This window comes from Pelorhabdus sp. sgz311002 (assembly GCF_056134285.1).
The window spans coordinates 134,940-159,930 of record NZ_JBWBCL010000004.1 but is presented as its reverse complement, the minus strand read 5'-3'; the positions used below and the strand labels follow the sequence as shown (position 1 = coordinate 159,930).

Here is a 24,991-nt window from a genome sequence, read left to right as displayed (position 1 = left end):
TCGAGAGTTTTTTTATTACATGGCCGAAGCTAAAGGCCTAATTCCCATTTTCTTGTCTATCAGATACTCTTCCAAACAAGCTAGCAAGGCAGGGATATCTTTCTTGCCAAACAAAACCTTCTCCTGATTGATAATCAAGCAAGGAACACTTAGAATCTCATACTGCTGTTTAAAAGCAGGAAAATGATTCAAATCATAAACATGAGTCGTTATCTGCGGATTTAAAGCAGCAATTCGCTGTGCCGCCATAACAAGTTCCGGACACATTGTACATGAAAGAGTTACAACAAGATCCAGTTGAACTTTTGACTTAATTGCCTGCGTCCGGGCAACAAGCTGACTATCAAGGGGCTGACCGCTGCCACCCAAATTATAGAGCGCAACGATAAATGAATTGATCTCGTGCCCGCCAGGAACGCCATGAAAACTTAAGCCACTGTATTGCCCAGCCACATCAAGACATAACTCCGGCAACAGTTCGTCTGGCTCGCCCTGTTCTTCTTCATATAACAAGTGATCTGATAAAGCAGCGATTTCCTGCGCAAACTGGCGAAGCTCTGTAGAAACAGCCCGTGCATCAAGCCTAGCTCGCAAAGTCACCGGTTTTGTCAGCTTCTTAAAAACTTGTTTTAGCTGCTTCTGCATGGGCGTATCAAAAAATTCTTGAGCTGATTCCGGCGGCATTTCAACCGTTGCCAAAGATTCGACTGCCTTAACTTGTTGCGTTACTATAGCAACTCGTTCTAACTGCAGCCGTTCATAAATTTCATCAAGCACGTTTTCTAGTTCGGTAGCCGCTACAGCTCCGTCAGCCACGGCCGTCACGACTTGTCGTAAATTCTTACGGCAGGCATCACCAGCGCCATAAATGCCAGCTACATTCGTCCTTTGATTTCGATCGGTAAGCAAATACCCTGCTTCGTCCGTTTCGACAAGTCCTTTAACAACTTCCGTCGCCGGATCATAGCCAACGAAAACAAATACGCCTATATTATCTTTTTCTGCTGGTATATATTTTTGTGTCTCGCCTGTCAGTCGATTTTCCAAGACAAGATACTGCAAAACAGAATCGCCGCCAGCTTCCAAGACCTGCGTATGATAGTGTACTTCAATCTTAGGATGTTTTACCACTTTTTCCGTAATCGAAGCCGCGCACTTCAGTTTATCGCCACGCACGAGCAAGTGAACTTTCCGCCCATAACGCGTTAAAAAAAGCGCTTCTTCCGCTGCGGAAAAACCGCTGCCAATCACAAAAATTTCTTTTCCCGTAAAAAATTCCCCATCACAAGTGGCGCAATAGCCTACGCCCCTACCGCGAAATTCGTCTTCGCCGCGAAATCCAGCCCTACGAGGATTGGCTCCCAGCGCCAAAACAATGCCAAAAGTTGTTAGCGACCTGCCATCAGCTAAATGTACTGTTTTAATGTCGCCGATTGCATCAAACCCAATCGCTTCTCCATTGATAAATTCAGCGCCAAAGTCTTCCGCTTGCTGGCGCATCGTAGCCGATAGCTGGCTACCGCTGATTGTGCGAATTCCTGGGTAATTGACGACCTCTGCTGTAGTTCCTACTTGGCCGCCAGCCTTATCCTTCTCCAAAACGGCGACACGATAACGTGCTCGCGCCAAATATAAAGCAGCCGTCATTCCGGCTGGGCCTGAACCAATCACAATTGCATCATAGCGTTCCATGTTTGCGGCAATCTCCCCCTTTAACATCATAATAAAAGAAATCTGTATGCAGTAAACGAAACCATCGTCCGCTGCCGCATACAGATTTTGTGTTTATAATAAACCGACTAAGTCAAGACTCGGTTTTAAAGTTTCTTTGCCTGGCGTCCATTTAGCTGGGCATACCTGATCGCCATGTTCCGCAACAAACTGCAAAGCCTGAACGCGACGAAGCAGTTCATCAGCATTCCGGCCAATATTCCCTGCGACAACTTCATAAGCAACAATTTCCCCAGCAGGATTCACAATAAAAGTACCTCTTTCAGCAAGGCCTTTAGACTCAATCATTACATCAAAATCTCTAGCCAGTGCTCCGGTAGGATCAGCTAGCATCGGGTATTTAATTTTTTGAATGGTTTTCGATGCATCCTGCCAAGCCTTATGAACAAAATGGGTATCGCAAGATACAGAGTAAATTTCAGTGCCAATTTGCTGGAACTCTTCATACTTATCAGCTAAATCTTCTAGCTCTGTTGGGCACACAAAAGTGAAATCCGCAGGGTAGAAGAAGAAGACCGACCATTTTCCCAAGATATCTTGCTTCGTAACTTCTTTGAAATCCTTATCGACAAAAGCCTGCACTGTAAAATCACTAACTTCTTTTCCAATTAAAGACATAATATAAGCCTCCTTTTTATTTAGCAGTGATCCTAAAGTTTAAGATCACTAGGTTTCCACATGTAAGAGTTTTGCCTGAACTTATTGAATCGGTTCTACTTAATTAATATTTATTATTAATTAGTATCAATAACTCTTCTCAGTTAATAAATTACTCTATTTCACATCTTTTGTCAATCAAAACTTGTAAGTAATTTCACAATATGCAATTGAGGTATTGCAAAAAAAACAGGGAACTATTTATCATCAACCAAATAGTTCCCTGTTTCGCCTAACCTAACCGATTCTTATATGTTTATGTAGTTAAATGTCCTCGTCATCTTCGATTGCAATAAAACGATACTTCTTATTTTCGCTCTTTTGGGCTTGTACATATCCAAAACCTGGTGAAGCAAAGTGGGCGCCGCCAACAAGCCAACGCTGCCGTGCCGCCTCCGCCAAAATGTGCTGACGAATGCTAGCTGCCGCCTGTTTGTCATTATCATAAGCAATAGTTACAGCAGGATCGTAAAATTGAATCGCGGCTACATGGATGATATCGCCCCATAAAACCAAGGTTTTCCCCTGACTTTCAATACAAAAAGCGGTATGTCCCGGCGTATGACCAAATAAATCTCTAACATGAATCCCCATAGATAATTGGCAATTTCCCTGAAAGGTCTTGAACCTATCCGCTTGTTGATAAGGAGCTAACGCCGCTTTTACCGTATGGAAAGTCCGATTCGTTGCTTCCGGTGCGGAATCAAAATGATTCATATCAAGCCAATAAGCAGCTTCATATTCATTCGCATAAACCGTTGCGTTTGCAAAAACAGGCTCTCCTGTTGCAGTAACCAGCCCGCCAACATGGTCGCCATGCATGTGCGTCAAATAAATCTCATGAATTTGTTCTGGCTGATATCCGATCAACCGCAGATTGTCAACGACTTTCCCCATTGTGGGAGCGCCAAACGTTCCATTGCCTGTATCAATTAATACCAGTTTCTCGCCGCGGCAAATTAAAAACGCATTGACTGTCGATTCGATCTCACCTAAAGGATACGCTTTGGCTAGAGCGGCTTGCATCTCCGCCTTGTCGCCTTGCAATAACTCGGCCTGCTGCGCCAAAGTCCGCCGATTGATGCCATCTGATAATACGAAAACTGTGTAATCGCCTACTTTCATGTCACCACTCTCCTTATTACATTTACCCTATTTATCATTAATTTTTGTGTTTGCTCCATGCATCAATAATATCGCCATTTAAAGAAAATGCTGTAACAGTTATATTCTGCTTACTCACTTCAATAGTTAAATAATTCGGTTCGTCCACAGGGTTATAAAATAGGGCATCCCAATCTTTTGCCACGGCACGGGGAAACGTCTTTTTGCCGCTTCGTCCACTAGTAAAATACACAGTACCGTTACCTTGTTCATTGCTCCACTGACTGGCAAAGATCGGATAAGATCGCGCATAAACATGATCATGGCCAGAAAAAACAACATCTACCTTATAACGATCCAATAACGGTGCAAAGGTATCACGCAAATCCTGATCGCCTTCGCTCGGACGATTATGATAAAGCGGTCTATGGAGCAATACCAACTTCCAACGTTTCTGTGTTTTTGCTAAGTCTTGCTCCAGCCAGGCTTGTTGCAACGCCAGCATATCTGGCAGCCACGCTGCTTCTTCCTGCACTTGACTATCAAGGATTGAAAAATGAGCGTCGCCATAATCAAAGGAATATACTTTGCCCCGCAATGCTTCCGGACCATTAGCGGGCAGACGGAAAAAAGCTGTATATAGCAAAGGCCGAGCAATCTTCCAGTCGCTGGTATACGTCTCGTGATTTCCCATGACCGCCATAACTGGGATTGTATCAATCACCTTTCGACCTGCTTGAAACCAATCATCCCACTGTTCGTAATTAAGGCCGATATCCACTAAATCCCCTATATTGATGAGAAACGAAGCATCGCGATTGCTGTCATAAGCAGTTCGTAAAGTTTTGTGCCATACACGATAAGAATTCCCCTGCGAATCGCCAAACAGCAAAAACTTAAAAGGTCTTACCTTGCTAGGAGCTGTGGTAAACGTATAATAGGAACTCCAAAAAAAGCCATTCCCGACGCGATATCGATAGGTAGTTTCCGATTTAAGGTCTTTTAGCTCAGCGGCATAGGTGCAAATCATCCCGCCGTCAGTATCTACTTTACTGGCAATAGCCTCCTGTAAAAGCGGATGGCTCGCCTCATCAATCGGAGCATATTCGACCTTGCCTGAAGCAGCATGGCGGCCTGACTGCCAGGAAATGGTCTGTGTAGAATCTGGCGCGCCGGTCCAAGTAAGCATTATGTTACGAGGTTGTAAACGAAATGGAGGGAGAGTGATCCCATATAGCAAAACTGCAATACCGATGAAAGCCAGAAAAAACCGCTTTCGCTTAAGTAACACTTCCAGTTGCTGTTTTAGCATCCTCAGCCTCCCCAAAACAAGCTCTTAATTTTAGTTATGGGGGGTACTTCTAGCAACGATTTAACAAATCCTGCTCTAAAAGTGGCCTTACTGCATTAAGAATTTTCATTACGCACTTGATATTTCATTTGCCAATCTAAAAATAAGGTAATGCATAGCGAAAGTATAAAAATAAAACAAACCAAATGAAACGCGGTGTTGATAGATCCTGTAAATAGAACCTTGCTAATATTATCAATAGGAATTGCCTTATCTAATACTTTTGAAACCATATCAGCTGGTATAACAAATTGCATCGCAGCTATCGCTAATGGCTGACTTAAAGCTCTGCCTACATTATATACTGTATAAAACATGCCTGAAATAGCCCCCGCCTGCTCTGTCGAACCTGATGATAGCACTAATTTTGCCAACGCCGGCCAGGAAAGGCCATTGGCTATCGAAAGAATTGTTAACGAAACAATAAGTGCCACAATAGAAAACTGTTCCGTTATGGTTCCTAACACATAAGTAACGCTAATTAATAAAGTAATACCTATATATATCATGCGCAAAGAACCAAAACGATCAGCAAAAATCCCGCCAATCGGCCCCATTAGCAGTTGTGGCGCCGAAAGTGGAATCATTAACATCCCAGCCGTTTGCGGCGTTACCTGCAAAATACCCTGCAGGTAGAACGTAATAAGAAATGAAACAGCGAAATAAGCGATGCAGTAAGTGATTGTAATACCTAGTCCGGCTGTATAGCGTGTATTGCGAAAAAGTTTTAAATTAAATAAAGGACAAGGATTGATCAGTTCAACACGTATAAAGGAAATTCCTGATATAACAGAAATAATCAGCAAAGAAAGAATCGGCACTGATCCCCACCCTAAAGATTGTCCCTCGGACAAAACACTTAGCAGCGAAATAAGCCCCAAACCAAAGGTTATCACGCCTTTCCAATCCGTTTTATTGCGAATCCGAATAAAAGTATCATCAAGAAGAAACCACGCTGCTATGATTCCTGCGATACCAAATGGAACAGTAACCAAAAAGATAGCTGACCAGCTAAATTGTTCAATGAGAAATCCGCCTGCTACAGGGCCCGCGAGAGATCCAATAATCCAAGATGTAGAATTTAAGCCGATAGCCAGCCCAAGTTGATGGGATGGGAAACTTTTCATCATGATTGGAGTCGCTGTAGCCAACGCCAAAGCTGCGCCAATACCTTTTATAAAACGGAAAAAAATTAGGATGACTCCCGTATCTGCTACACCGCATAAAGCCGTAGCAACAGTAAAAATTGCCAATCCCGCAATAAAAATTCGCTTTGTGCCCCACAAATCCGCCCAACGCCCGGCCGGCAACAAAAAAGTCGTACTTGTAATAAGATACGAAGTAATGATCCAAGTTCCCGTAACAACAGAAATATGCAATCCTTCCATCAGAGCAGGCAGACCAATGATAACTATGGTCGCATCGAGATTTGTAATAAAAGAAACTAGCGTAATAACCGCTAAAATAAACCATTTTTTATGCAGATGCTTCATAAGTTTCCCCTTCACTTTTTTATTTTATAGTTTACACAGAAATATGAATCAAGTAAAATGAATATATGTGATTTAATACTTCATTTAAAATGATATGTAGGGTGATGTGAATGGAAAGTCATGATCTGCGAATTTTTCGTACAGTAGCTCACACTGGCAGCGTTACAAAAGCAGCTCAACAATTAGGCTATGTGCAATCAAATATCACAGCGAGAATCCAACAATTAGAAGAAGAACTACAAAGTCCGCTCTTCTATCGGCAGCGGGGCATGATATTAACCCCAAAGGGTGAAATATTATTACAGTACGCCGAAAAAATATTACATTTACTTGCTGAAGCGAACCAAGTTTTAATAAACGCTGATGAATTAAGCGGAGAGCTCAAAATCGGCGCCAACCAGACTTTCTCTACAATAAACCTTCCTAAAATTTTAACTAACTATCATCAACAAATTCCTCAAATAGCCTTATCGCTTACGACAGGTCAAACTGAGGAGCTAGTAGAAAAGATATTGCATTTTCAATTAGATAGCGCTTTTATTACCGTACCAGTACAACACGAAAATTTAATAAGCGAGTTGATCTTAGAGGATAGACTTGTCCTCATTACCCATCCATTAATTACCACATCGACAGATGTCTACTCCCAATCTTTTCTAATGAATCCGCCTAACTGCCCTTGTCGAATTCAGCTCGAAAAATGGCTAAAAGTCAACGGTGTAAATCATCCCCGCTTCATGGAGTTTAACAATATTGATGCCATTATTAGTGGTGTAATCGCCGGATTAGGAGTATCCTTAGTACCCCATTCAACAGTTAGTTATTATGAGACAATGGGTATGCTAAAAACATTTACAGTCCCGCCAGAATATAGTCTTTCGCAAACCTTTCTAATACGCCATAAGGACACCATAATGACAAAGGCTTTAAAAGAATTTATCGTTCTGGTTAAAAATATAACGCACTCTAAATAAGATTTGTAATGAAAATAAAAAGCCTCAACCTCCAAAGAGAGACTGAGACAACAACAAAGTCTATGCTTTAATAAAACCAATCAACTCATGATTAAACTTTTCACGCTCATCGTAGAATGCTCCATGACCACTGTATTGCAAAGGAATCAACTTGGAATTTCTTATCGCTTGATTTTGGATCTCGCCTAACTCGAAGCGAACAATTTGATCATGAATCCCGTGAAGGATTAACGTGGGAACGCAAATCTGCCTTAAGTCCGCGAATAATTGAGTTTCATCAAGCCAGGTCTTGGCTATTGCCACAGTAGACCAACCAGCCGCTTCCAAACCAAGCTGGAAAAACCAATCAGAAAAGGCTTGCGTCACATGTTGAAAGAAAAACAGATTGCCAAAACCAACTAACATATTCGGACGATCTTGGCATGTATCTTGAATAATTTTTAGTACAACTTCCCGCTTTACTCCATAAGGAAAATCAGGCCGCTGAATCAGACTCGGCGCTGCGGCGGCAAACAGCGCCAGTTTGGCTACACCGTGCCCCTGGTGGCGCGCCATATAGCGTATAGCAATTGCCCCGCCAGTAGAGTGACCAGCTAGAACAATATTTCTTAGCTCCAGTGCATTAATCACACAACGAATATCATCTGCCAACCGATCATAAGAATAGCCGTGAAAGGGCTTATCTGATTTGCCAAAACCTCTTGTATCAACACCGATACAACGATAGCCTCTACAAGCAAGCTCCGAATATTGGTATTCGAACATCTTATGGTTTGCTGGCCATCCATGAATAAATAGTATCGTTTCACGTCCTGTCGGGTTTATATCTTCCACATAGATTTTTACATCCTTTTCTGCTTTAACATAATAGCCCATACACTCACTCCTCTGCCCAATAAACTGTCTCTTACAGTTTATTCAAATACAAAAAAAGTGCGCTAAATCAGCGCACTTTTTTGTATTCACTTATTATTAACATGACCTAGCAATCTTCTCTATTACATAGCTTTTGCTTTGCTTACTTCGTTCTTGATCGGCTGCGATAAAAAAATTGAGCAGAATGCAGCGCCTAAGGCAAAAGCTGTTAAAAGCTCCATCGTAGCTGTCAACCCATACGTATCGGCGAATCGGCCAATGAGCGGAACAAAGATACCGCCGACGCTGAAGCTAAGACCTAGCGTCACACCTGAAGCAAAACCAATGCTACGCGCTAAATAACTCTGTCCTAACACAACAATAGAACTAAAGGGCGAAAACATAGCAAAACCAATGGGAATCATTAAAGCATAGCAAGCAAACACACTCGTCGACTGCGATAATAAACCAATCATCGGCGCTAAGAGTCCATAACTAAGCTGCACAACCTTCAAATAACCGATTTTATCAGCTAGTATTCCTCCGATCAACGTAGTCACTACGCCAAACATAAATAGTATCGTTAAGGCTGAGCTAGCCGCTGCTGCAGAAAGACCAGTAACCTTGACTAGATAAAGCGGAATAAAACTGCGCAAACCGCAAATAACAATTGAACTAAAAATAATAAGCAAGGTCAAACGAGCAAAGGAACTCCAATCGTTTTGAAATTGCTGAGAAGATGTCGCGCTATTGACTGACCCGCCTGCAGTCGTTACAACATTTTTCTCGATATAGGCTTTCATCTTGGGAACAACTAGCAATAAAGCGATAGACATTGTAGCCGCCAGCACACAAAATACCGTCGTTCCTGCCATGCCAAAAGCGCTGATTGCCGCAACAACAACAACCGGGCCAGCAGCAAAACCGCCGTTACCGCCTACGGAAAAAATACTCAACGCCGTACCACGCTTCGTACCCGAAAGCTTGTGAATCATTCTAGCCGCCTCGGGATGAAAAATAGCACTGCCAATACCACTCACTGTTACGACGGCAAAAATCGCCCAGTAATTTGTAAAGAGGCCAGCAAGCCCCATAGCTGCCCCTGACAAAAAAATCCCCAACGACATAAGCCAAGTCTTAGATGTACGGTCAGCCAACCAGCCAAAGGTCGGTTGTACTACGGAAGATAAAAAACAGGAGGCAAACATAAGACCTGCCACGGATTGATAATCCATGCCATACTGTAAAATAAAGTACGGTAAAATCGCTGGCAAGGCTCCCATGCCAATATCGCAGAAAAAATGCCCTAATGCGACTACATACACATAATTTCGATTCATATCTTCAGCCCCTTTATAGCTAAATTACTCTTCTTCCGCCATTTTTTTATCGTAATTTTGATTCATTTCATTCAAAAACCGCAGAATAATCACTTGTTCACTTTCACTATATGTTGATAAAATCGCTAATTTTTCTTTTCTGATCTGCTCGTGACACGTTTTATGGGCTTCATAGGCTTGCTTGCCCAGCTGCGTCAAAGAAAAGTAAATTTCCTTATTATTGTCTGGCTTTTGGTAACTAGCAATTAACTTCTTATTGAGCAGTTTTTTCGTGATCTTACTTATGGCGCCCCGTGTCATACCCATTTCCGCCGCTACCTTGGTAACATTGGCGTACTCGATCGAACCGATTTTATCAATACAATGCGCTTCCGCCAAAGTGGCGACACCAATAACGTCGGCGTGGTGATGCTCAAAAATACCAGCCCGTTCTTGTATCCTCGCCAACGATTTTATAATCGCCACATTATAGTCTATAATAACGATCTCCTCCTTTGTTTCTATGGAAACAATATAATCATACTCCTATTTTGTTTCCATGTAAACATTTTTTCAAAATAATAATTATAGTTATAAAAAAAACTGCCAACTCAAATACGCTGGCAGCTTCCTAAAAATCGTTTTTATTCTTATTATTTTACGGACTTTATATAAATTCCCGGAGTCACACCAACCATCTCTTCCTACCGTAGTTTCTCACGAATATAGGCTGCATCAGCAAGAATACCGGCAGTATCTTGCGCACAATGTTTCCCATATTCAATAACAAGATCGGCCTGCGGCGTAAACTTTTTATATAAAGTTAGAAATCGATCAAAATCAAGTGTTCCATCTAAAATACGATTATGCTGATCCTCTCTCCCATCATTATTATGCACATGATAGGCTATAATTTTATGAGCTAGTTTTTCGATCAGTCGCTCCAAATTCCAACCATTCGCATGGGCATGACCAATATCAATTAAAATAGCTTGCGAAATTTCCTGCGCCATTTGGATAAACTGAGCCTCATCGAAAAGCATGTTACCTTGCGATAAAACACCGGCATTTTCAACAATGATTTGAGCGCCAAACGGCTTGGCCACTTCACTAAGTTGCTTTAAGTTTTCGTCGGCAACACGCACCATTTCATCACGTTCGTTAGCAGCAACGCGGCAGTTATTATGATGATATACAATATATTTGCTATCAAACTGCTGCGATAATTGAATAGTTTTCTGAAAGAAATCCATGGCTTGGAGATATTCCTTACTGCCTATCGGTTTACTATGTTCGGTGCGATAATAGGGGCCATGTAAGGAGATCGGATATTGGCTAAACGCCTCGTCATATTTTTCAATAACCGTAGAAAATACCGGATCATGCCACTCCGGAAAAAGTTCAATCCCCAGACACTCTGCTTGAGAAGCTGCTAGTAGGGGGAAAATATTAGGCAAGTCTTCCGGCCCATACATATTCGTACTAATATATAAATTCATAATTACACCTCGGGATAGCCAATATTGGCTGTTGTTTGATTATCAAAAACATGCAGTTGAGCGGCATCTGGCGCAAACCATACTGGCTGACCTGGCTGCAAACTCGTTTGATCGCAAATCGCAATTGCCTCGGCGCCTTCGATTTCAAAGTAAATACCGCAGCGATTTCCGTATTCTTCAATATACTTTACGGTTCCGGCAAAAGCATTTTCTACGGGTTCTGTCTGCAATTGAATATGCTCCGGTCGAATACCCAGATAGATCAGGTTGCAACCGATCTTGCCAATATAATCATTCCAGGCATTTGACAAGGAAACCGTCTGACTGCCTAACCGTAATAGTCGATTCTCATAGACTGCCGTAAAAATATTCATAGGCGGCGCGCCGATAAATTTAGCAGTAAATACGTTAGCTGGCCGATGATATACATTATGCGGCGTATCAATCATTTGCAGGCGACCTTTATCCATGAGAACAATCCGCTCGCCTACGGTCATGGCCTCTACCTGGTCATGAGTTACATAAACAAAAGTCTGGCCATAAGCCTGATGAATTTTAACGAGTTCTTTTCGCGCATGACCACGTAGTTGAGCATCGAGATTCGAAAGCGGCTCATCAAGTAACAGCACGTCGCTGCGTTTGACAACAGCTCTCGCCAAAGCTACTCGTTGTCGCTGACCACCTGATAAGTCCTTGGGTTTTCGGTTCTCCAGACCCGTGAGTTCCAACATCTGCAGCGCTGTCTGCAGCCGTTCCTTCATTTCGGCCTGCGGCAGTTTCTGCACCTTCAACCCATAAATAATATTCTCAGCGACTGTCATATGAGGAAACAGAGCGTAATTTTGAAAGACCATACTTACATTACGGGCGCCACTGTCCACATCATTCACTTTTTGCCCGTTCATATACAAGTTACCTGAAGTAATCTCTTCCAACCCGGCAATCAGCCGCAAAGTAGTCGACTTACCGCACCCTGAGGCCCCGAGCAAAATCAGCCGTTCACCAGGACGAATCGTCAGGTTTAAGTGATCGATGACTGTTGCTTTTTCGTAGGATTTACACACATTTTCAAAAATAATTTCTTTCATGTCTGCCCGCCTTTCTTCACTACTGATCTAGCTCGATAGGAGTCTACCCTTTTACGCCCGAGGAAGTAAAAGTGCTAATAATATAACGTTGGAAAATGAGATAAAGTACTAAAGGAATCACCATAGTAATCACCGCTACAGCCATAGCCAACGTAAAATCCGTACCGCCTTCGGCACTGATAAATAACTGCAAGGCCAGCGGCAGCGTAAAATTCATCTTATCTTTTAAGATCATGACTGGCCAGACAAATTCATTCCAGGAGTTAATAAAAAACATAATCGCTGTGGACACCACGGCTGGTTTAATTAAAGGAAGGATAATATCCCAGAGGATCTGCATGTGTCCGGCCTGTTCCAGCCGAGCGGCCTCCACCAAAGAATACGGAATGGTTCGCATGGCTTGGCGAATCAGAAAAATCCCCGTCGCATCACTAAGCTGCGGTAAAATAACACCGATAATATGATCCCTAAAACCTAACTGCGATACAGTGAGATAGTTGGGAATCATCGTAACCGTAAAAGGAATAAAGATCGTGCTAATCAAGACAAAATACAGCACATTTTTCCCCTTAAATTCAAAATATACAAAAGAGTAAGCCGCCAGCACACTCGTAATGATCTGAAATACCGTAACTGTTGCGGCAACGAGAAAGGTGTTCGTGGCAATGCGCCCAAAAGGAAGCTGCGAAAAAACCTGCGTATAATTATTGAACGTTGGGTGCTGGGGAATAAGGCCCAACACGTTACTATAGGCCTCACTGAGTTCTTTGAAGGAACTAGAGACAGCAAAAACAATGGGCATAAGCGAGCAAAACAAGGCAATCCCTAACAACACGTGCCACGTATACTGTTGATTATTTTTCATAATAGATACCCTTCTCTACATACTTGAATTCCAGCAAGAGTAAGGCTACAAACAGCACCATCGTTATAATAGCAAAGGCTGAAGCCACGCCGGTATGATAAAAAGTAAAGGCCTCTTGGTAGACATTGTAGATCAAATTCGAACTGGCATTATCAGGCCCGCCTTGCGTCACTACCTTGATCGGCGTAAATACATACTGCAGTCCCTGCACTATGGTGATAATAAAAATATAGATCCCCGTAGCACCGCTCATGGGCAATACAATATCCCAAAAAATCCGGTGCAGCGGCACATTGTCGATACGGGCAGCTTCAATCACTTCCTGAGGTACACCGGTTACGCCGCCAAATATAACGATGAAATTATAGCCAAATATTTTCCAAGTTGTAATCAGACTTAGCACCATAATCACCAGCCCTGGTGTCTTACTCCAGACAGGCAGGACTATACCGCAATATTTAGCAAGTATCGCCACTGGCCCTGATATAGGATTGAGTATCCACAAATACAATATGGAGCCAACAACGAGTGAAATCACACTTGGTAGAAAAAAGGCGCTTTTATAAAAGCCTCGCCCCCGCTTAACCACAAAGGATAGAACAAAGGCAAGTACATAAGGAGCGGCGCAGTTAAGCAGCAACAAAATGACCAGATAAGCTAACGTATTTCTAAGTACTACATAAGTAAGCGGATCTTGAAAGACAGCCGCATAATTGGCCCATCCCACAAAGGTTTTGAAAGGTTTAATCATATTCCAGTCAAAAAAGCTTAAATAAACCGTATACATCAGCGGATAAAACATAAATATTGTAAAAACCAGCAAGGAAGGAAGTATCAAGCCACAGGCCCACAAAGTGCTGCGCTTGATGCCACAAAGCTTTTGCTTTTTATCCACGCTCTCACCCCTTTGTTCCGATCTTTCTTACGAATTTTGAACCTAAATACGTGAAAACGATGGTCCAGAATGACTTTCTGGCGCCACCGTTTTCACAATTCTCCCAATAATAATCAATCGTTATTTAAGCAACGCATTGATCTTATTCTGCGCTTCTGTCAAGCCTTCACGAACAGGAGTTGTGCCTTGTAAAATCCGATCACGTACATCAAGCAAAATCTGTTCCGCTTGCAAGCCAGCGTCACCAGGGAAGGATGCCCAAGGTACCACGCCATCCATCTGCGAAGTGGCAGCAACCATCATTTGATTTTTCGCTAAGAAATCTTTCAGACCATCCGGGGCCTCAGCTACATCATTACGCGGTGGTACATAGCCAGTTCCCTTCGTCCATTCCGCCATCGATTTTACACTATACAAAAACTTCATAAACTCCCAAGCAGCTTTTTGCTCTTCTGGTTTTTGTGCCGTAATCGCGAGGAAACAGCCGCCTGCTGGTAATCGTCTTGGTTTTCCCTGCCATACAGGAGAACTTACCGCTGCAACATCAAATTTAGCCCCTTTTTGAACATTCGCTCGCTGCGCAATCGTGGTATAGAGCATCGCCACATTGCCATCAATAAAGGACTGTACGCCTTCTCCCCAAGAAATATGCAGCGCTGATTTATCTTTTGTCACCATGTCAGCATACGCTTGATAAGCCTTAATCCCGTCTTCCGACGCGAAGCTTGCTTTACCATCCGTAATCATCTTTGCGCCATTACTCTCGATCAGAGACTGCTGCGCCCAATTATCGGCTGGCTCTTGCATATAGAAACCGTACTTGCCAGTCTTTTCTTTAATCACTTTAGAAAACTGGATCACTTCTTCCCAGGTCTTCGGGCCATTTTCGTTTAAACCAGCTTGCCGCAGTAAATCCTTATTGATATATAATACCGGCGTACTTAAGGAGTAAGGAATCCCAACCTGAACACCCTTGCTATTTTTTGCTAGCCCCAACACATTAGGTAAAAATTTATCCTGCAAAAAGGTTTTATCATCAGAAAAATCTCTGTCGATAATCTTTTGCGGCTCTACGTACTGAAAATTATTGGAAAAATAGTCTAGGAAAGCCCAGCCGATTTGTACAACAGCAGGAGATTTCCCTGTGGCTACTTCGGCTTGCAGGTTCTGCATTAAACCTTTGTACATATCGGGATTATATCGCGCTACAACCTCTACATCCGTACTTTGGGCATTGAATTCCTTGACGAGTTCATCTACCGTTTTGCCCCCCTGGGTTTCCGCATTGCAATGCCAATATTCAATTTTAACCTTTTTCCCAGCGTCACCATTGCCCGCAGAGTTTGAAGACGCTCCGCAACCAGCTAACAGGACCGTACTGACCAAAGCCAGGGCAATACTCTTTATAATATTCTTTTTCATCTTCAGCGTCCTTTCGTTCTAGGTTCTTAAAAGTTCAGCCTTAGTATAACAAGGATTAGAGCAATAAGTTTTAAGATAAGATGAAGAATATGTAAATTTTTACTAAGCAACAGAATACGAGTCTTATTACAAACAAAAAAGTCCCACAGAATTACTGACTTAGCAACTCTGCAAGACTTTACCAACAAAGAAAAACACCTTTTATAACAAAGCTTTATTAAATTTAAAAACAAAGGCTGTTGAAATGTAAGATCTGGCTGCAACCAACCTACAACTCACTAGCTGTAACGGCAAGGTTTTTAGCAATGGCCGTCATTTCTTCAATACTGGCATTCACTTCCTGCGTCGAAGCAGCGGTCTGCTGTACAATCGTCAGCGTTGCCGACGACGATGCCTTCGTTGTATTCATAGACCGTTCAATTTGATCTGTTAATTCTCGAATTTGCAAGACCGTATTTTTCGAAACATCGGACAGTTTTCTAATCTCTTCCGCTACCACACTAAAACCTCGACCTAACTCACCAGCACGAGCCGATTCAATGGCGGCATTCAAGCCCAGCATATTGATTTGATCGGCAATGTTTTTAATATAAGTCATCACCTCATTAATCTTTTGAACTAATTCAGCAACGGTCCCGATTTCTTTATGTAAGGTCTGTTGATTCCCGTTAATATCACTAGTTGCTGCCGTAATCTGCTCTACTGCCGCTGATACATCGCCTAGCCCCTCTTCTAAAGAAAGCACAACTTGCTTTAACTCCTGGGCTAATTTTCTGGGTACAGCGATCCCAAACGAACCAACAACCTCTTTCGTTTCTTCATCACTCACCGGAGATGATACAGCTAATACTGGAAAACCATAGATACTAGCGTCAATCTCCTCTAAAGACTGTTGATTGCTATTCATCGCTTTATCAGCCGTGCTTCCCTGACGAATTGGGTCTCCCGCCTGAATCGTTGGCATATCGAACTTCTTAGACGACTGGCGTTTTAAAAACTTTTGTCTGTCACTCAAATATAAGAAGGCGCCTTCAGGCATCAATTCTGCGAGAATCGGTGCAAAAGAATCAAAAGCCTTTACAATCGTGTGCTGTCGCGGAATTGGCAGAACCCAAGCGCCTACAACCTCCGATTCTGCAGCATCCCAAACAGGCCCCGCTATAGCAATGAGTCTGACCCCATAGACCTCTCGCGAAATACGAATCGAAATAACTTTTCGCGCTTTCATCGCCTGCGCCGCTGGGCCGCTGTCACTGAAACCGCCGCCAACCTCTAATCCCGGGATATGAAAGCCATTTTCCAATTTAAAGGTTACCTTTTCTTTATCTGTTACAAAAAAACAAGCACCATCTTCAAATGCATAGATTGCCATACCAAAAAACCCCTGAAGGAATTTCAAGTCTTGTTGATGCACACGAAAATCATCCATACAATTCCACTCCCGCTAATTAATATCCTCATAGCTATGCCATGAGTAAACGCAAGTAATTTTAGCAATGACACCTATTATATTGCATGAATTCTTTTGTTTCGACTTTTTTCCTGCTAATTCGAATAATTTCATCGTAGACTTTTTATAATTATAGTCGGTATACTTTTTTACTTCTGTCATAATTGAACAACCTGATTCCGCCCCTGCGCTTTCGCATCATATAGAGCCTTATCGGCACGCTCAAATAAGCTTGCCATAGAATCACTTGGCTTAAACGCCGCTACGCCGATACTTAATGTTACAGATACTTTCTGATTTTGAATCGGCGTAAACTCCATTTTAGCAAAATCTTGTCGGATTTGTTCGGCAATCCTCATCACTTCCGCCTGTTGTATATCCATCACTAAAACAACAAATTCTTCGCCGCCATAACGGAATGCCATTTTAGCTACTTCAAGATTATTTAACAGTAAGTTGCCCAGAGAAACTAAGACTTGATCACCTTGCCAATGACCATAGTTATCATTATAGTTTTTAAAAAAATCAATATCTAAGACCATGATTGACAAGTTACGCTTCTCCTGTGCGGCTGTTTTAATGGCTTTTTGGATCACACGATTCAAGCCACGTCGATTATAAAGTCCTGTTAACTCATCAATATCACTTAAATCTTTATAGTAATCAATATGCTTTGTAAGCATTAACTCTCGTAATCTCAATTGCTTAAATCGCTCTGATAGTGCCAAGGATAATAACAACATTTCAACTACGGATGACACGAGTAAGCCATTGACACCAAAAAGTCGATAAGGCAAGATAGTCCAAATGAAAACGCCCACCGCTAATACGCCCCAAGCCAACAAATAGAACCTTGCCGGCTGATACCCTTGTCGAAAGCGAATAAATGCCAAAATCATAAACGCAACAGACAAAGTCATTCCCAAAGCATACGCAATCCGATTCGCCGAAAGTTCATAGCCTAAGACTCCTAAAACGCCTCCCAGCAAAGCAATAACCACAAACGAGCCCAATAGCCTAAACCAAATCATTTCACCGCGACGTACCCGAAGAAAAAAACCAGTGAAAAAAATAGAACACATGAAGGCTAGCGACAATGACGCCCAAAAAATCCCTCGATACATCGGATAACTTAGATCGAGTAAAAGTCGCAAATAGCCACAAGCCGCAATCTGATAAATAAAGGAAGCTGCCACATAAAAGACATAAAAGAAATAGGCCTTATCCTTTAAAATATAAAGAGCAAGAAAATTATATAAAAAAGCGGCAATAATTATGCCGAAAAAAATCCCGTAACTTAAATGTTTAATAAGAGCCTGTGCTAAAAAGTCCTTTTCATCCCAAATTCGGACAGGCAATCGAAAAGCAGATACCGTATCTAACCGTAAATAAACAAACTGTCCAGTCATATATTCCGTTGGAACGGCAATCGTCCATGTATTATTTAAAACATCATTATTTCTTGTCGGTCTAAAAGTCCCTACCTTTTTTACCGTATACTGCGTTGTACCATTCACTATCCCTGTCGGAAAATATATATCAATTTTACTAAAATTGGGGCTGATAAATTCGAGAAAACGTTTCTCCCCCGTTAAATTATTATTTGGCAACACAAATCTTACCCAATAGATCGATGGTGAAATTCCTTGGGAGATCGCGTTTTTACTATAGTAACGGAATTGAGAAACGTTTTGGGGATCACTCACAGTTTGTATGTCTTCCTCAGCATTTTTATCCTCTAATATGTCAAAGTTAAAAATGAATGGACCAACTTGTGAGCTCTGATCTTTGTCATACGTGGAGCTCGCACTCCCCAGTAACAACACCAGAACAATCAGAGAAAAAAATATGCTTATTTTCCGCACATATAAATTAGCCATCGCACACACCAAATAGTTAAAGTAGTTAAAAAGCTCTTCGGCAAATAAGCTACAATCCCTGCTATCAAAAAACATTCCCCTGCTTTTACGGCCATTTCAAAGCAAATCCTCCTGTATCAGCTCTGATCCAGGAGGATTTTATATAGTATCTCTTCATATTATTTGTATTCCCGGACAAAGCCAACACCAATTTCTTGTATCGAAAAATTTTTAGCTAACTCAACTTTAGAAGACAAATCCGTACAATGACAAGGAGCTATATGGGTAACGTTATTTTTCTTCATATATTCACACGTTTTGTCAAGCAAATCTTGACTAGGATTCAACAAATGAAACCCGCCGATAATATCGGCAATTCTTGTATCATTACAAACTTTTTTCGCTGTTTCGATGATATTGCAAATTCCCGCATGAGAACAGCCTGTTATGATAACTAGACCGTCGACGGACTTGTAAACCAACGCCGAATCGTCAAGGACAAAATCAGGCGCATCGCCGCTTTCACAGCGAATTGTTCCGACCGACCTTTGGTTTTCAAAGCTATTTTCCCGTTCAATTTCACCTAGAAAAACTAACTTGTCAGTCAGCCATAGCTCTGATTTGCTTAATATTAAATCAAAATGCTGCCTCAATTTATCTTCGTTAATTAATGAGCCTATAGCGACTTGACCTTCCCACTTATTCTCAAACGCCACAGGATGAGCAATCAGTTGGGGCTTGTTATATATGCCATGCTCCATAAAAAGCTCCGTATAATATTGAATTAAATAAAAGAGTCCTCCCGTATGGTCATTGTGTCCATGTGAAAGCACAACCGAATTGATTGCTCCTAAATCAATATTCATCTTACGGGAATTTTTTAAAAATACATCGCTATAACCAACATCAAATAGCAACTTTATGCCGCTTTCTTCAATATAGTAAGATACGCCTGGTTCGCCGAAAAAATACCGGTCAATGAGCGTATTATTATCAACAAGTACTTTTAGAATCATTTTTACTTCTTACGTTATTTCTAACGCCTTTCTTCTTATTTAGATTAGTTAACGCCCCGCGTGAGTAGTCAATTTCATGTGCAGAATAGGATATGGTTTCCCTTGTCCATCCAATTCAGAACGACTTATGACTTGAAATCCTATATGCTTATAAAAACCAATCGCTTGATCATTCTGCTCATTCACATCGACATGTTCGACCTTTTCTTGCTCTATCGCATGAAGCAGTAACGCTTTTCCTAGGCCTTGGCCCCGTGATCTAGGATCAATGAACAACATTTCTAAATTTCCATCGGCTATACCCATAAAGCCAGTAATTTGATTCTTACTATCTTTATGACAAAATAATTTCACCTGTTGAAAATATTCGTTCAAAATTAGTGGTTTATAAAACTGGATATCCTCTTCTGTAAGAAAATCATGTGTTGCTCGAACTGCGTTTTCCCAAATTTTGATTAACGTACCATATTCATTTACAGTCGGTTGAATAATCATGTTTTTCCCCTTTCGTTACCACAGATTCTCTCACTCATTTATGCCGTCTATCAAATTTCATTTTACAATAAATTTAGAGTCTAACAATCTTTGTTGCAATATTATCACAAAATTCACTATCATGTTCAACAAATAAAATGGTCGGTGAGTAATCAAGCAGCAGTTCTTCGATTTGCATGCGAGAAATCACATCAATAAAATTAAGTGGTTCATCCCAGATATGCAAGTGCGCTTTCTCGCAAAGGCTCTTAGCAATCAGCACTTTTTTCTTTTGTCCGCCGCTAAAATGAGCCATATCTTTTTCAAATTGCACTCGAGAAAAGTCAAGTTGCCTTAGAGTAGCCTTGAAAATACTTTCATCAATCCCATTCTCTCTGGCGTAATCAGTAAGATTCCCTGTAAGGTGTGAAGTATTCTGCGGGACATAAGAAATGCGAAGCTGGCTTGCTTTTCTTAGCGTCCCCCGATAAGAAAGGTCTTCGCTGCAGATTAATTTCATAAGACTAGATTTTCCTGAACCATTTTTACCATAAAGGGCTACTCGATCCCCTCGTTCAATCGTAAAACTTATATTCTCACATACGATCTTGCTGTCATAATCTATCGTTACTTGATCAAGTTCTACCAGACGCTCCGCATAAAAAGAACTTTGGGAAAGTTTCAATCGAGCCGAAGTTTCAACATTTTTAAGTAGCTTGGACTTATCGTCAATAGCCGCTTCTTGTCTTGCTTCTAGTGACTTGGCGCGTTGCATCATTCTAGCGGATTTATGTCCTAGGTAGCCTCGATCTGGCCGTAAACCTGAATTTCTTGTACCTACTTTGGTCTTCTCTACTTTATCAGACCAATCGGCTGTACGCTTAGCAGCGGACTGGAGGCGGGTAATGTCTTTGCGCAATTTTTCATTTTCGGCAAGTTCAAAACGATCCTGTTGTTGTTTATTGTCCCACCAAGACGAAAAATTGCCTTTTTGAATTTCAATATTTGTTCTATTCAGCGAAAGAATATGGTCAACACAGTGATCGACAAAAGCTCTATCGTGGGACACCAAAATAAAGCCATGTTTTGTTTTTAGATAATCACTAACAATTTTTCTAGCGGTCATGTCCAGGTGATTCGTCGGCTCATCAATCAGTAAGAAACTATTTTCCTTAAGAAATAAAGTAGCAAGCAGCACTTTGCTTTGCTCTCCCTGAGATAGCGTAGCAAAAGGGCGATACAAAACATCCTCAGAGACCTGCAACAGCGAAAGTTCCCGCATGATCTGCCACTGCAGACAATCCGGATCAATGCTTTCGATGACATCCATAGTGCTATTTTCAGGGCAAGTTACTGTAAAAGGAAAATATTCAAAATTGACCTTAGCCTTAATCGTACCGCGATATTCAAATTTACCAAGCAATAAATTGAGAAATGTAGTCTTGCCTCGACCATTTCTTCCGATAAAGCCTAATTTCCAATCTGTATCAATTTGAAAACTCACATTTTCAAAAATGTTATCATAACTGCCATCATAGGCGAAGCTTACATTTGAAACACTTATTAAAGACATAAATTATCCTCCTGTAATAAAATTATAAAGCTGCAAGAAAGTACTTTCTTGCAGCTCATAAATACAGCAAAACCAAGCCCTAAAATGGGCATGGCAAGGATATATTTTGAGTGAAAAGAATTAGTATCTTTCTTGCCTAGGCATAACAAAACAAGAGGCGTCCTCGCTCTATCATTTATTATGCTTTGTAAACTTAGCAAGAAAGAATAATCATCTTTTCAACTCCAGTCTTTTTATTTGTCTTCATCATATCATAGCGTTTTTTGAAATTCAATAAACAAAACCTGGACTATTTTAAATATATCTCAATTCTTTCCTTACCTTTACCAATATTATTTCTTTTAAGCAAAAGCTCGCCAACTTCGCCAGTTCGTTTCGGATGAGTTCCCCCACAGGGAACTTTGGCGAAGCCTTCGATCTCCCAAAAACGAACCTCATTTAGAGTATCGCTAAAGTCACTTCGGATCGGCAAATTGCTTTTAACAAGAGTTTCTATTTCTGTTTGCAACGAATCAAAAATTTGCGAGATGTTGCCTTGCCAATAAAAATCGACTCTTGCCTTGTCTTCGGAAATATGCGCCCCAATCTTCTCGGGATGATTAAATCGCTGAGTTACCAGCTCCAGAACAATCTCTGCTGCAAAATGCAGTCTCATAAGACGATAACGCCGTTCCCAGTCAATCTTGATTAAAACAGCGTCTTCAACTGAAAGATTATGGCCTTCCAGTTGATAGACAATCTGCTGATCTCGTTTTTCCGCCTTCAAGATCTTATAGCCACCAATAGTGCCAGTATCTGATTCTTGCCCGCCGGAAAAGGCGAAGGCTATCGTCTGGTCAACTGTGACATGATCGCCATCAACACTCGTTACTTTAGCGTCTAATTCGGTTAGATAAGGATCTTCCCAAAACTTTTTTATAACAAACATGATTCGCTTCTCCTATCACGTCAACATTTTAGTTTTTATTATATCACTTTAAGGATAACGAATCTAATCTCATTTTCAAAGCGCAAAAGGCATCGATCCCCTGTACTACAGGAATCGATGCCTTGCTCTACTATAGTTAAGCCAATGCTATTTACCGAAATCAGGATTCTTCAGAATTTCTTGGTACATAGCAATATACTTATCAGGTCTAAAATCAGTCCCATCTACAGCGGGATTGTGCTTATAAAGCCCGCGCTCCGCCAGCGACAGATCAATAGTTGCAGTAAACATCTCCGATTCATCAGCCACTTCATCTGTAAATTTGTGGCCAGCGTAATAATAAGGTTCCCAAGTCTTTCGGCTAGGACCAATGATACTACTACCGCCCCAGAAGTAATTATCTACATCTAAACCGCCAAGATTGGCCGAAGCAATATAAACGCCTTCTCGAATCACACTGGCTTCCAACGTTGTTGTCCCCAAGCCGCGGCCATGACATTTAGCCAAAGCGGTCGAATTGATATATAGCCGACAACCCATAGCGGCATAATAACGAACCATTTCAGGAAAACAATAAGAGTCATAGCAAATATTACAGCCTACAGGCCCCCATGGTGTATCTAAAATAAATGGTTTATCGCCCCGCGTTGCCCAGTTTGGTTCCGGGGAAGGCAAATGCATCTTACGATAAGAACCGACGAGTCCCTCAGGTGAGAAAATAGCCAGCGCATTATAGATTGTATCGGATTTTTGCGCGTCTTTTTCCGGCATACCAAAAATGATGTACAGTCCAAATTGTTTTGCCAGTTCAGCAATTTGATTCGTTGCCGGTCCAGGAATAGTCTCAGCCAACAAGCTCTGCATTTTTTCGGCTTTCGGTTTAGCTGCCTCATCATCATAACCAGTCAAGCACATCTCTGGAAACACTACGAAATGACTTCCTTTCCGAGCGGCGCATTCAATGTAATCCTTAATTCGATTGAGGTTTTTCTCCTTATTTCCCCATACGGCGTTAAACGTAACAACAGAAATAGTTAGTACATCTTTAAACATACTAGAACACCTCCTAAAATTCATAAGCTACAAAAAAAGGCAGGACAGCATTAGCACTGTCCTGCACTTCTTTGTACATTATGTATAATTTAAATTGTAGCACCATCTTTTCTAAATAGCAAAAGTTACCCTGCATTTTATCACTATTAATAAGAACAGCTTCATATCATTTTTCGTTAAAGATGCAATGATTATTTCCAAACTTAGAACAGCGATTACAGGAAATGCACAAGGCAGGCGCCGTGTCACCAGACTTCCAGCGACTGAACAAATTTCGTTCCCGAATCAGCGGTCTGGCAAAAGAAAAGAAGTCTATCTCGCTTTCATTGAGCAAATTAGTAACTGCCACAAAATCACGATTTCCCCCGACTGCAATAACCGGAACCGCAACTTCCTTTTGTAGTTCTTTCGCATAGGAAAAGAAATAGGAGTGAACTCGCGGATTGGGACGTGAATATCCCTCGCCTTGTCGCGAAGATCGACTTCCGCCGCTCAGTTCTACGGCACTTAAACCAAAGATCTTCAGCTTTTGGCACACATATTTACATTCTTCAAAAGACATGCCAGCTTCCATGAAATCGTCAGCATTTATTTTGAGCAGGATCGGATAGTCGACACCAACTCGTTCGCGAATTCGCTGAAATGTTTCGACTAAAAATCGACTGCGATTTTCGATACTGCCCCCATATTGATCTGTTCTCAAATTATAATAGGGCGTAAGAAATTTACTTAGCAAATAACCATGCGCAGCATGCACCTGTACTCCATCAAAACCAGCTTGTTTTGCTCGCCAAGCTGCGGCAGCAAATTCTTCTTCAAAAGCCAGCATCTCTTCCTGATCCAAGGTTAGCGGTGTAGTACCATAACCTATATCGGTGACCGCGCTAGGACCTTTCATGGCACGATCTGGATTGTTATCATCCATAGTCTGAGCGCCAATTGCCCCAATCTGCATAATAATTTTCGCACCATATTCATGCACTGTGTCAGTTAATTTTTTATATTCTTCGATAAAACTATCATTGTCAATGCCGAGTTGCCAAGGAATCCATTTTTCACGTGGGCTCACAGCCGTAACACTAGTAATAATGATACCAGCTTCGCCCTTGGCTAGGTCTTCATAAAGTTGAAATAACTCTTGCGTCAAATGCCCCTGTTGATTGGCCATCCCCTCATAAGTAGCAGAACGGATCAACCGATTTTTAACTGACATTCCCGCTAAGTTCACTGAGTCAAATAAAGATTTCATTACAATTCCTCCTAATTTATATTATAGCGTGCATATACACCAATATGCCATTTTTATACCGCAAGCCTTAGATAAAACAAAACGGCTTGCGGTATAGCTAAATCTACTAAATTAAATCTGCTATGAACTTATAATA

General features: G+C 41.5%; 22 protein-coding genes. 1 reads left to right on the top strand and 21 read right to left on the bottom strand.

Annotated features, from left to right (window positions below; translation table 11 throughout):
• Positions 1–15: 15 nt before the first annotated feature.
• The 5 genes from AC0NJP_RS08500 to AC0NJP_RS08480 all read right to left on the bottom strand — a co-directional run bounded on the left by AC0NJP_RS08500 (position 16) and on the right by AC0NJP_RS08480 (position 6,336).
• Complete coding sequence (locus AC0NJP_RS08500) at positions 16–1,692, bottom strand: FAD-dependent oxidoreductase (protein WP_474699502.1); 1,677 nt, start codon at positions 1,690–1,692, stop codon at positions 16–18.
• A gap of 93 nt (positions 1,693–1,785) precedes the next feature.
• Positions 1,786–2,349 (bottom strand): alkyl hydroperoxide reductase subunit C, encoded by a 564-nt coding sequence (ahpC, locus tag AC0NJP_RS08495; RefSeq protein WP_474039622.1) that lies wholly within the window; start codon positions 2,347–2,349, stop codon positions 1,786–1,788.
• A gap of 303 nt (positions 2,350–2,652) precedes the next feature.
• Positions 2,653–3,513 (bottom strand): MBL fold metallo-hydrolase, encoded by an 861-nt coding sequence (locus tag AC0NJP_RS08490; protein WP_474699501.1) that lies wholly within the window; start codon positions 3,511–3,513, stop codon positions 2,653–2,655.
• A gap of 37 nt (positions 3,514–3,550) precedes the next feature.
• A complete protein-coding gene (locus AC0NJP_RS08485) occupies positions 3,551–4,804 on the bottom strand; it encodes a purple acid phosphatase family protein (protein WP_474699500.1) in 1,254 nt (417 codons plus the stop codon).
• Positions 4,805–4,899: 95 nt separating this feature from the next.
• Complete coding sequence (locus tag AC0NJP_RS08480; RefSeq protein WP_474699499.1) at positions 4,900–6,336, bottom strand: MFS transporter; 1,437 nt, start codon at positions 6,334–6,336, stop codon at positions 4,900–4,902.
• Between the two features lie 110 nt (positions 6,337–6,446).
• Here AC0NJP_RS08480 and AC0NJP_RS08475 point away from each other — a divergent pair, with 110 nt between their 5' ends.
• Positions 6,447–7,310 (top strand): LysR family transcriptional regulator, encoded by an 864-nt coding sequence (locus AC0NJP_RS08475; RefSeq protein WP_474699498.1) that lies wholly within the window; start codon positions 6,447–6,449, stop codon positions 7,308–7,310.
• Between the two features lie 60 nt (positions 7,311–7,370).
• On the opposite strand, the gene AC0NJP_RS08470 is transcribed toward AC0NJP_RS08475, so the two are convergent.
• From AC0NJP_RS08470 to AC0NJP_RS08395, 16 genes are all read right to left on the bottom strand, one after another.
• Positions 7,371–8,186: an alpha/beta fold hydrolase gene (locus tag AC0NJP_RS08470; RefSeq protein WP_474699497.1), complete on the bottom strand. Its 816-nt coding sequence runs from the start codon at positions 8,184–8,186 to the stop codon at positions 7,371–7,373.
• 122 nt (positions 8,187–8,308) lie between these two features.
• Positions 8,309–9,505 carry an MFS transporter gene (locus AC0NJP_RS08465; RefSeq protein ID WP_474699496.1) on the bottom strand — a complete coding sequence of 399 codons (1,197 nt, stop codon included), beginning with the start codon at positions 9,503–9,505 and terminating at the stop codon, positions 8,309–8,311.
• A 24-nt stretch (positions 9,506–9,529) separates the two neighbouring features.
• The gene (locus AC0NJP_RS08460; protein WP_474699495.1) at positions 9,530–9,952 is read right to left on the bottom strand and encodes a MarR family transcriptional regulator; all 423 of its coding nucleotides are present in this window, start codon (positions 9,950–9,952) and stop codon (positions 9,530–9,532) included.
• Positions 9,953–10,188: 236 nt separating this feature from the next.
• On the bottom strand, positions 10,189–10,983 hold the full coding sequence (locus AC0NJP_RS08455) for a sugar phosphate isomerase/epimerase family protein (RefSeq protein ID WP_474699494.1): 795 nt from the start codon (positions 10,981–10,983) through the stop codon (positions 10,189–10,191).
• A gap of 2 nt (positions 10,984–10,985) precedes the next feature.
• The gene (locus AC0NJP_RS08450; RefSeq protein WP_474699493.1) at positions 10,986–12,071 is read right to left on the bottom strand and encodes an ABC transporter ATP-binding protein; all 1,086 of its coding nucleotides are present in this window, start codon (positions 12,069–12,071) and stop codon (positions 10,986–10,988) included.
• Positions 12,072–12,114: 43 nt separating this feature from the next.
• On the bottom strand, positions 12,115–12,936 hold the full coding sequence (locus tag AC0NJP_RS08445) for a carbohydrate ABC transporter permease (protein WP_474699492.1): 822 nt from the start codon (positions 12,934–12,936) through the stop codon (positions 12,115–12,117).
• Positions 12,926–13,831, bottom strand: a complete 906-nt coding sequence (locus tag AC0NJP_RS08440; RefSeq protein ID WP_474699491.1) for a carbohydrate ABC transporter permease — start codon at positions 13,829–13,831, stop codon at positions 12,926–12,928. Before AC0NJP_RS08440 ends, AC0NJP_RS08445 begins: the two co-directional genes overlap by 11 nt.
• Before the next feature lie 120 nt (positions 13,832–13,951).
• Positions 13,952–15,253: an ABC transporter substrate-binding protein gene (locus AC0NJP_RS08435; protein ID WP_474699490.1), complete on the bottom strand. Its 1,302-nt coding sequence runs from the start codon at positions 15,251–15,253 to the stop codon at positions 13,952–13,954.
• 268 nt (positions 15,254–15,521) lie between these two features.
• Positions 15,522–16,682: a methyl-accepting chemotaxis protein gene (locus AC0NJP_RS08430; RefSeq protein ID WP_474699489.1), complete on the bottom strand. Its 1,161-nt coding sequence runs from the start codon at positions 16,680–16,682 to the stop codon at positions 15,522–15,524.
• A 179-nt stretch (positions 16,683–16,861) separates the two neighbouring features.
• Positions 16,862–18,583 (bottom strand): sensor domain-containing diguanylate cyclase, encoded by a 1,722-nt coding sequence (locus AC0NJP_RS08425; protein WP_474699488.1) that lies wholly within the window; start codon positions 18,581–18,583, stop codon positions 16,862–16,864.
• Between the two features lie 158 nt (positions 18,584–18,741).
• Positions 18,742–19,578 (bottom strand): MBL fold metallo-hydrolase, encoded by an 837-nt coding sequence (locus AC0NJP_RS08420; protein WP_474699487.1) that lies wholly within the window; start codon positions 19,576–19,578, stop codon positions 18,742–18,744.
• Positions 19,579–19,626: 48 nt separating this feature from the next.
• Positions 19,627–20,073 carry an acetyltransferase gene (locus AC0NJP_RS08415; RefSeq protein WP_474699486.1) on the bottom strand — a complete coding sequence of 149 codons (447 nt, stop codon included), beginning with the start codon at positions 20,071–20,073 and terminating at the stop codon, positions 19,627–19,629.
• A gap of 73 nt (positions 20,074–20,146) precedes the next feature.
• Positions 20,147–21,625, bottom strand: a complete 1,479-nt coding sequence (abc-f, locus tag AC0NJP_RS08410; RefSeq protein ID WP_474699485.1) for a ribosomal protection-like ABC-F family protein — start codon at positions 21,623–21,625, stop codon at positions 20,147–20,149.
• A gap of 289 nt (positions 21,626–21,914) precedes the next feature.
• Positions 21,915–22,553 (bottom strand): alanyl-tRNA editing protein, encoded by a 639-nt coding sequence (locus AC0NJP_RS08405; protein ID WP_474699484.1) that lies wholly within the window; start codon positions 22,551–22,553, stop codon positions 21,915–21,917.
• Between the two features lie 147 nt (positions 22,554–22,700).
• A complete protein-coding gene (locus tag AC0NJP_RS08400; RefSeq protein WP_474699483.1) occupies positions 22,701–23,606 on the bottom strand; it encodes a carbon-nitrogen hydrolase family protein in 906 nt (301 codons plus the stop codon).
• A 166-nt stretch (positions 23,607–23,772) separates the two neighbouring features.
• Positions 23,773–24,855, bottom strand: a complete 1,083-nt coding sequence (locus AC0NJP_RS08395) for an NADH:flavin oxidoreductase (protein ID WP_474699482.1) — start codon at positions 24,853–24,855, stop codon at positions 23,773–23,775.
• Positions 24,856–24,991: the final 136 nt, after the last annotated feature.

What these genes read in the sequence shown, in the direction of transcription:
- AC0NJP_RS08405 (WP_474699484.1), bottom strand. Translation starts at nt 22,553, where the DNA reads ATGTTTGTTATAAAAAAGTTTTGGGAAGATCCTTATCTAACCGAATTA.
- AC0NJP_RS08435 (WP_474699490.1), bottom strand. Translation starts at nt 15,253, where the DNA reads ATGAAAAAGAATATTATAAAGAGTATTGCCCTGGCTTTGGTCAGTACG.
- AC0NJP_RS08500 (WP_474699502.1), bottom strand. Translation starts at nt 1,692, where the DNA reads ATGGAACGCTATGATGCAATTGTGATTGGTTCAGGCCCAGCCGGAATG.
- abc-f (WP_474699485.1), bottom strand. Translation starts at nt 21,625, where the DNA reads ATGTCTTTAATAAGTGTTTCAAATGTAAGCTTCGCCTATGATGGCAGT.
- AC0NJP_RS08475 (WP_474699498.1), top strand. Translation starts at nt 6,447, where the DNA reads ATGGAAAGTCATGATCTGCGAATTTTTCGTACAGTAGCTCACACTGGC.
- AC0NJP_RS08445 (WP_474699492.1), bottom strand. Translation starts at nt 12,936, where the DNA reads ATGAAAAATAATCAACAGTATACGTGGCACGTGTTGTTAGGGATTGCC.
- AC0NJP_RS08480 (WP_474699499.1), bottom strand. Translation starts at nt 6,336, where the DNA reads ATGAAGCATCTGCATAAAAAATGGTTTATTTTAGCGGTTATTACGCTA.
- AC0NJP_RS08470 (WP_474699497.1), bottom strand. Translation starts at nt 8,186, where the DNA reads ATGGGCTATTATGTTAAAGCAGAAAAGGATGTAAAAATCTATGTGGAA.
- AC0NJP_RS08425 (WP_474699488.1), bottom strand. Translation starts at nt 18,583, where the DNA reads ATGGCTAATTTATATGTGCGGAAAATAAGCATATTTTTTTCTCTGATT.
- AC0NJP_RS08400 (WP_474699483.1), bottom strand. Translation starts at nt 23,606, where the DNA reads ATGTTTAAAGATGTACTAACTATTTCTGTTGTTACGTTTAACGCCGTA.
- AC0NJP_RS08450 (WP_474699493.1), bottom strand. Translation starts at nt 12,071, where the DNA reads ATGAAAGAAATTATTTTTGAAAATGTGTGTAAATCCTACGAAAAAGCA.
- AC0NJP_RS08465 (WP_474699496.1), bottom strand. Translation starts at nt 9,505, where the DNA reads ATGAATCGAAATTATGTGTATGTAGTCGCATTAGGGCATTTTTTCTGC.
- AC0NJP_RS08395 (WP_474699482.1), bottom strand. Translation starts at nt 24,855, where the DNA reads ATGAAATCTTTATTTGACTCAGTGAACTTAGCGGGAATGTCAGTTAAA.
- ahpC (WP_474039622.1), bottom strand. Translation starts at nt 2,349, where the DNA reads ATGTCTTTAATTGGAAAAGAAGTTAGTGATTTTACAGTGCAGGCTTTT.
- AC0NJP_RS08420 (WP_474699487.1), bottom strand. Translation starts at nt 19,578, where the DNA reads ATGATTCTAAAAGTACTTGTTGATAATAATACGCTCATTGACCGGTAT.
- AC0NJP_RS08485 (WP_474699500.1), bottom strand. Translation starts at nt 4,804, where the DNA reads ATGCTAAAACAGCAACTGGAAGTGTTACTTAAGCGAAAGCGGTTTTTT.
- AC0NJP_RS08415 (WP_474699486.1), bottom strand. Translation starts at nt 20,073, where the DNA reads ATGATTATTCAACCGACTGTAAATGAATATGGTACGTTAATCAAAATT.
- AC0NJP_RS08430 (WP_474699489.1), bottom strand. Translation starts at nt 16,682, where the DNA reads ATGGATGATTTTCGTGTGCATCAACAAGACTTGAAATTCCTTCAGGGG.
- AC0NJP_RS08455 (WP_474699494.1), bottom strand. Translation starts at nt 10,983, where the DNA reads ATGAATTTATATATTAGTACGAATATGTATGGGCCGGAAGACTTGCCT.
- AC0NJP_RS08490 (WP_474699501.1), bottom strand. Translation starts at nt 3,513, where the DNA reads ATGAAAGTAGGCGATTACACAGTTTTCGTATTATCAGATGGCATCAAT.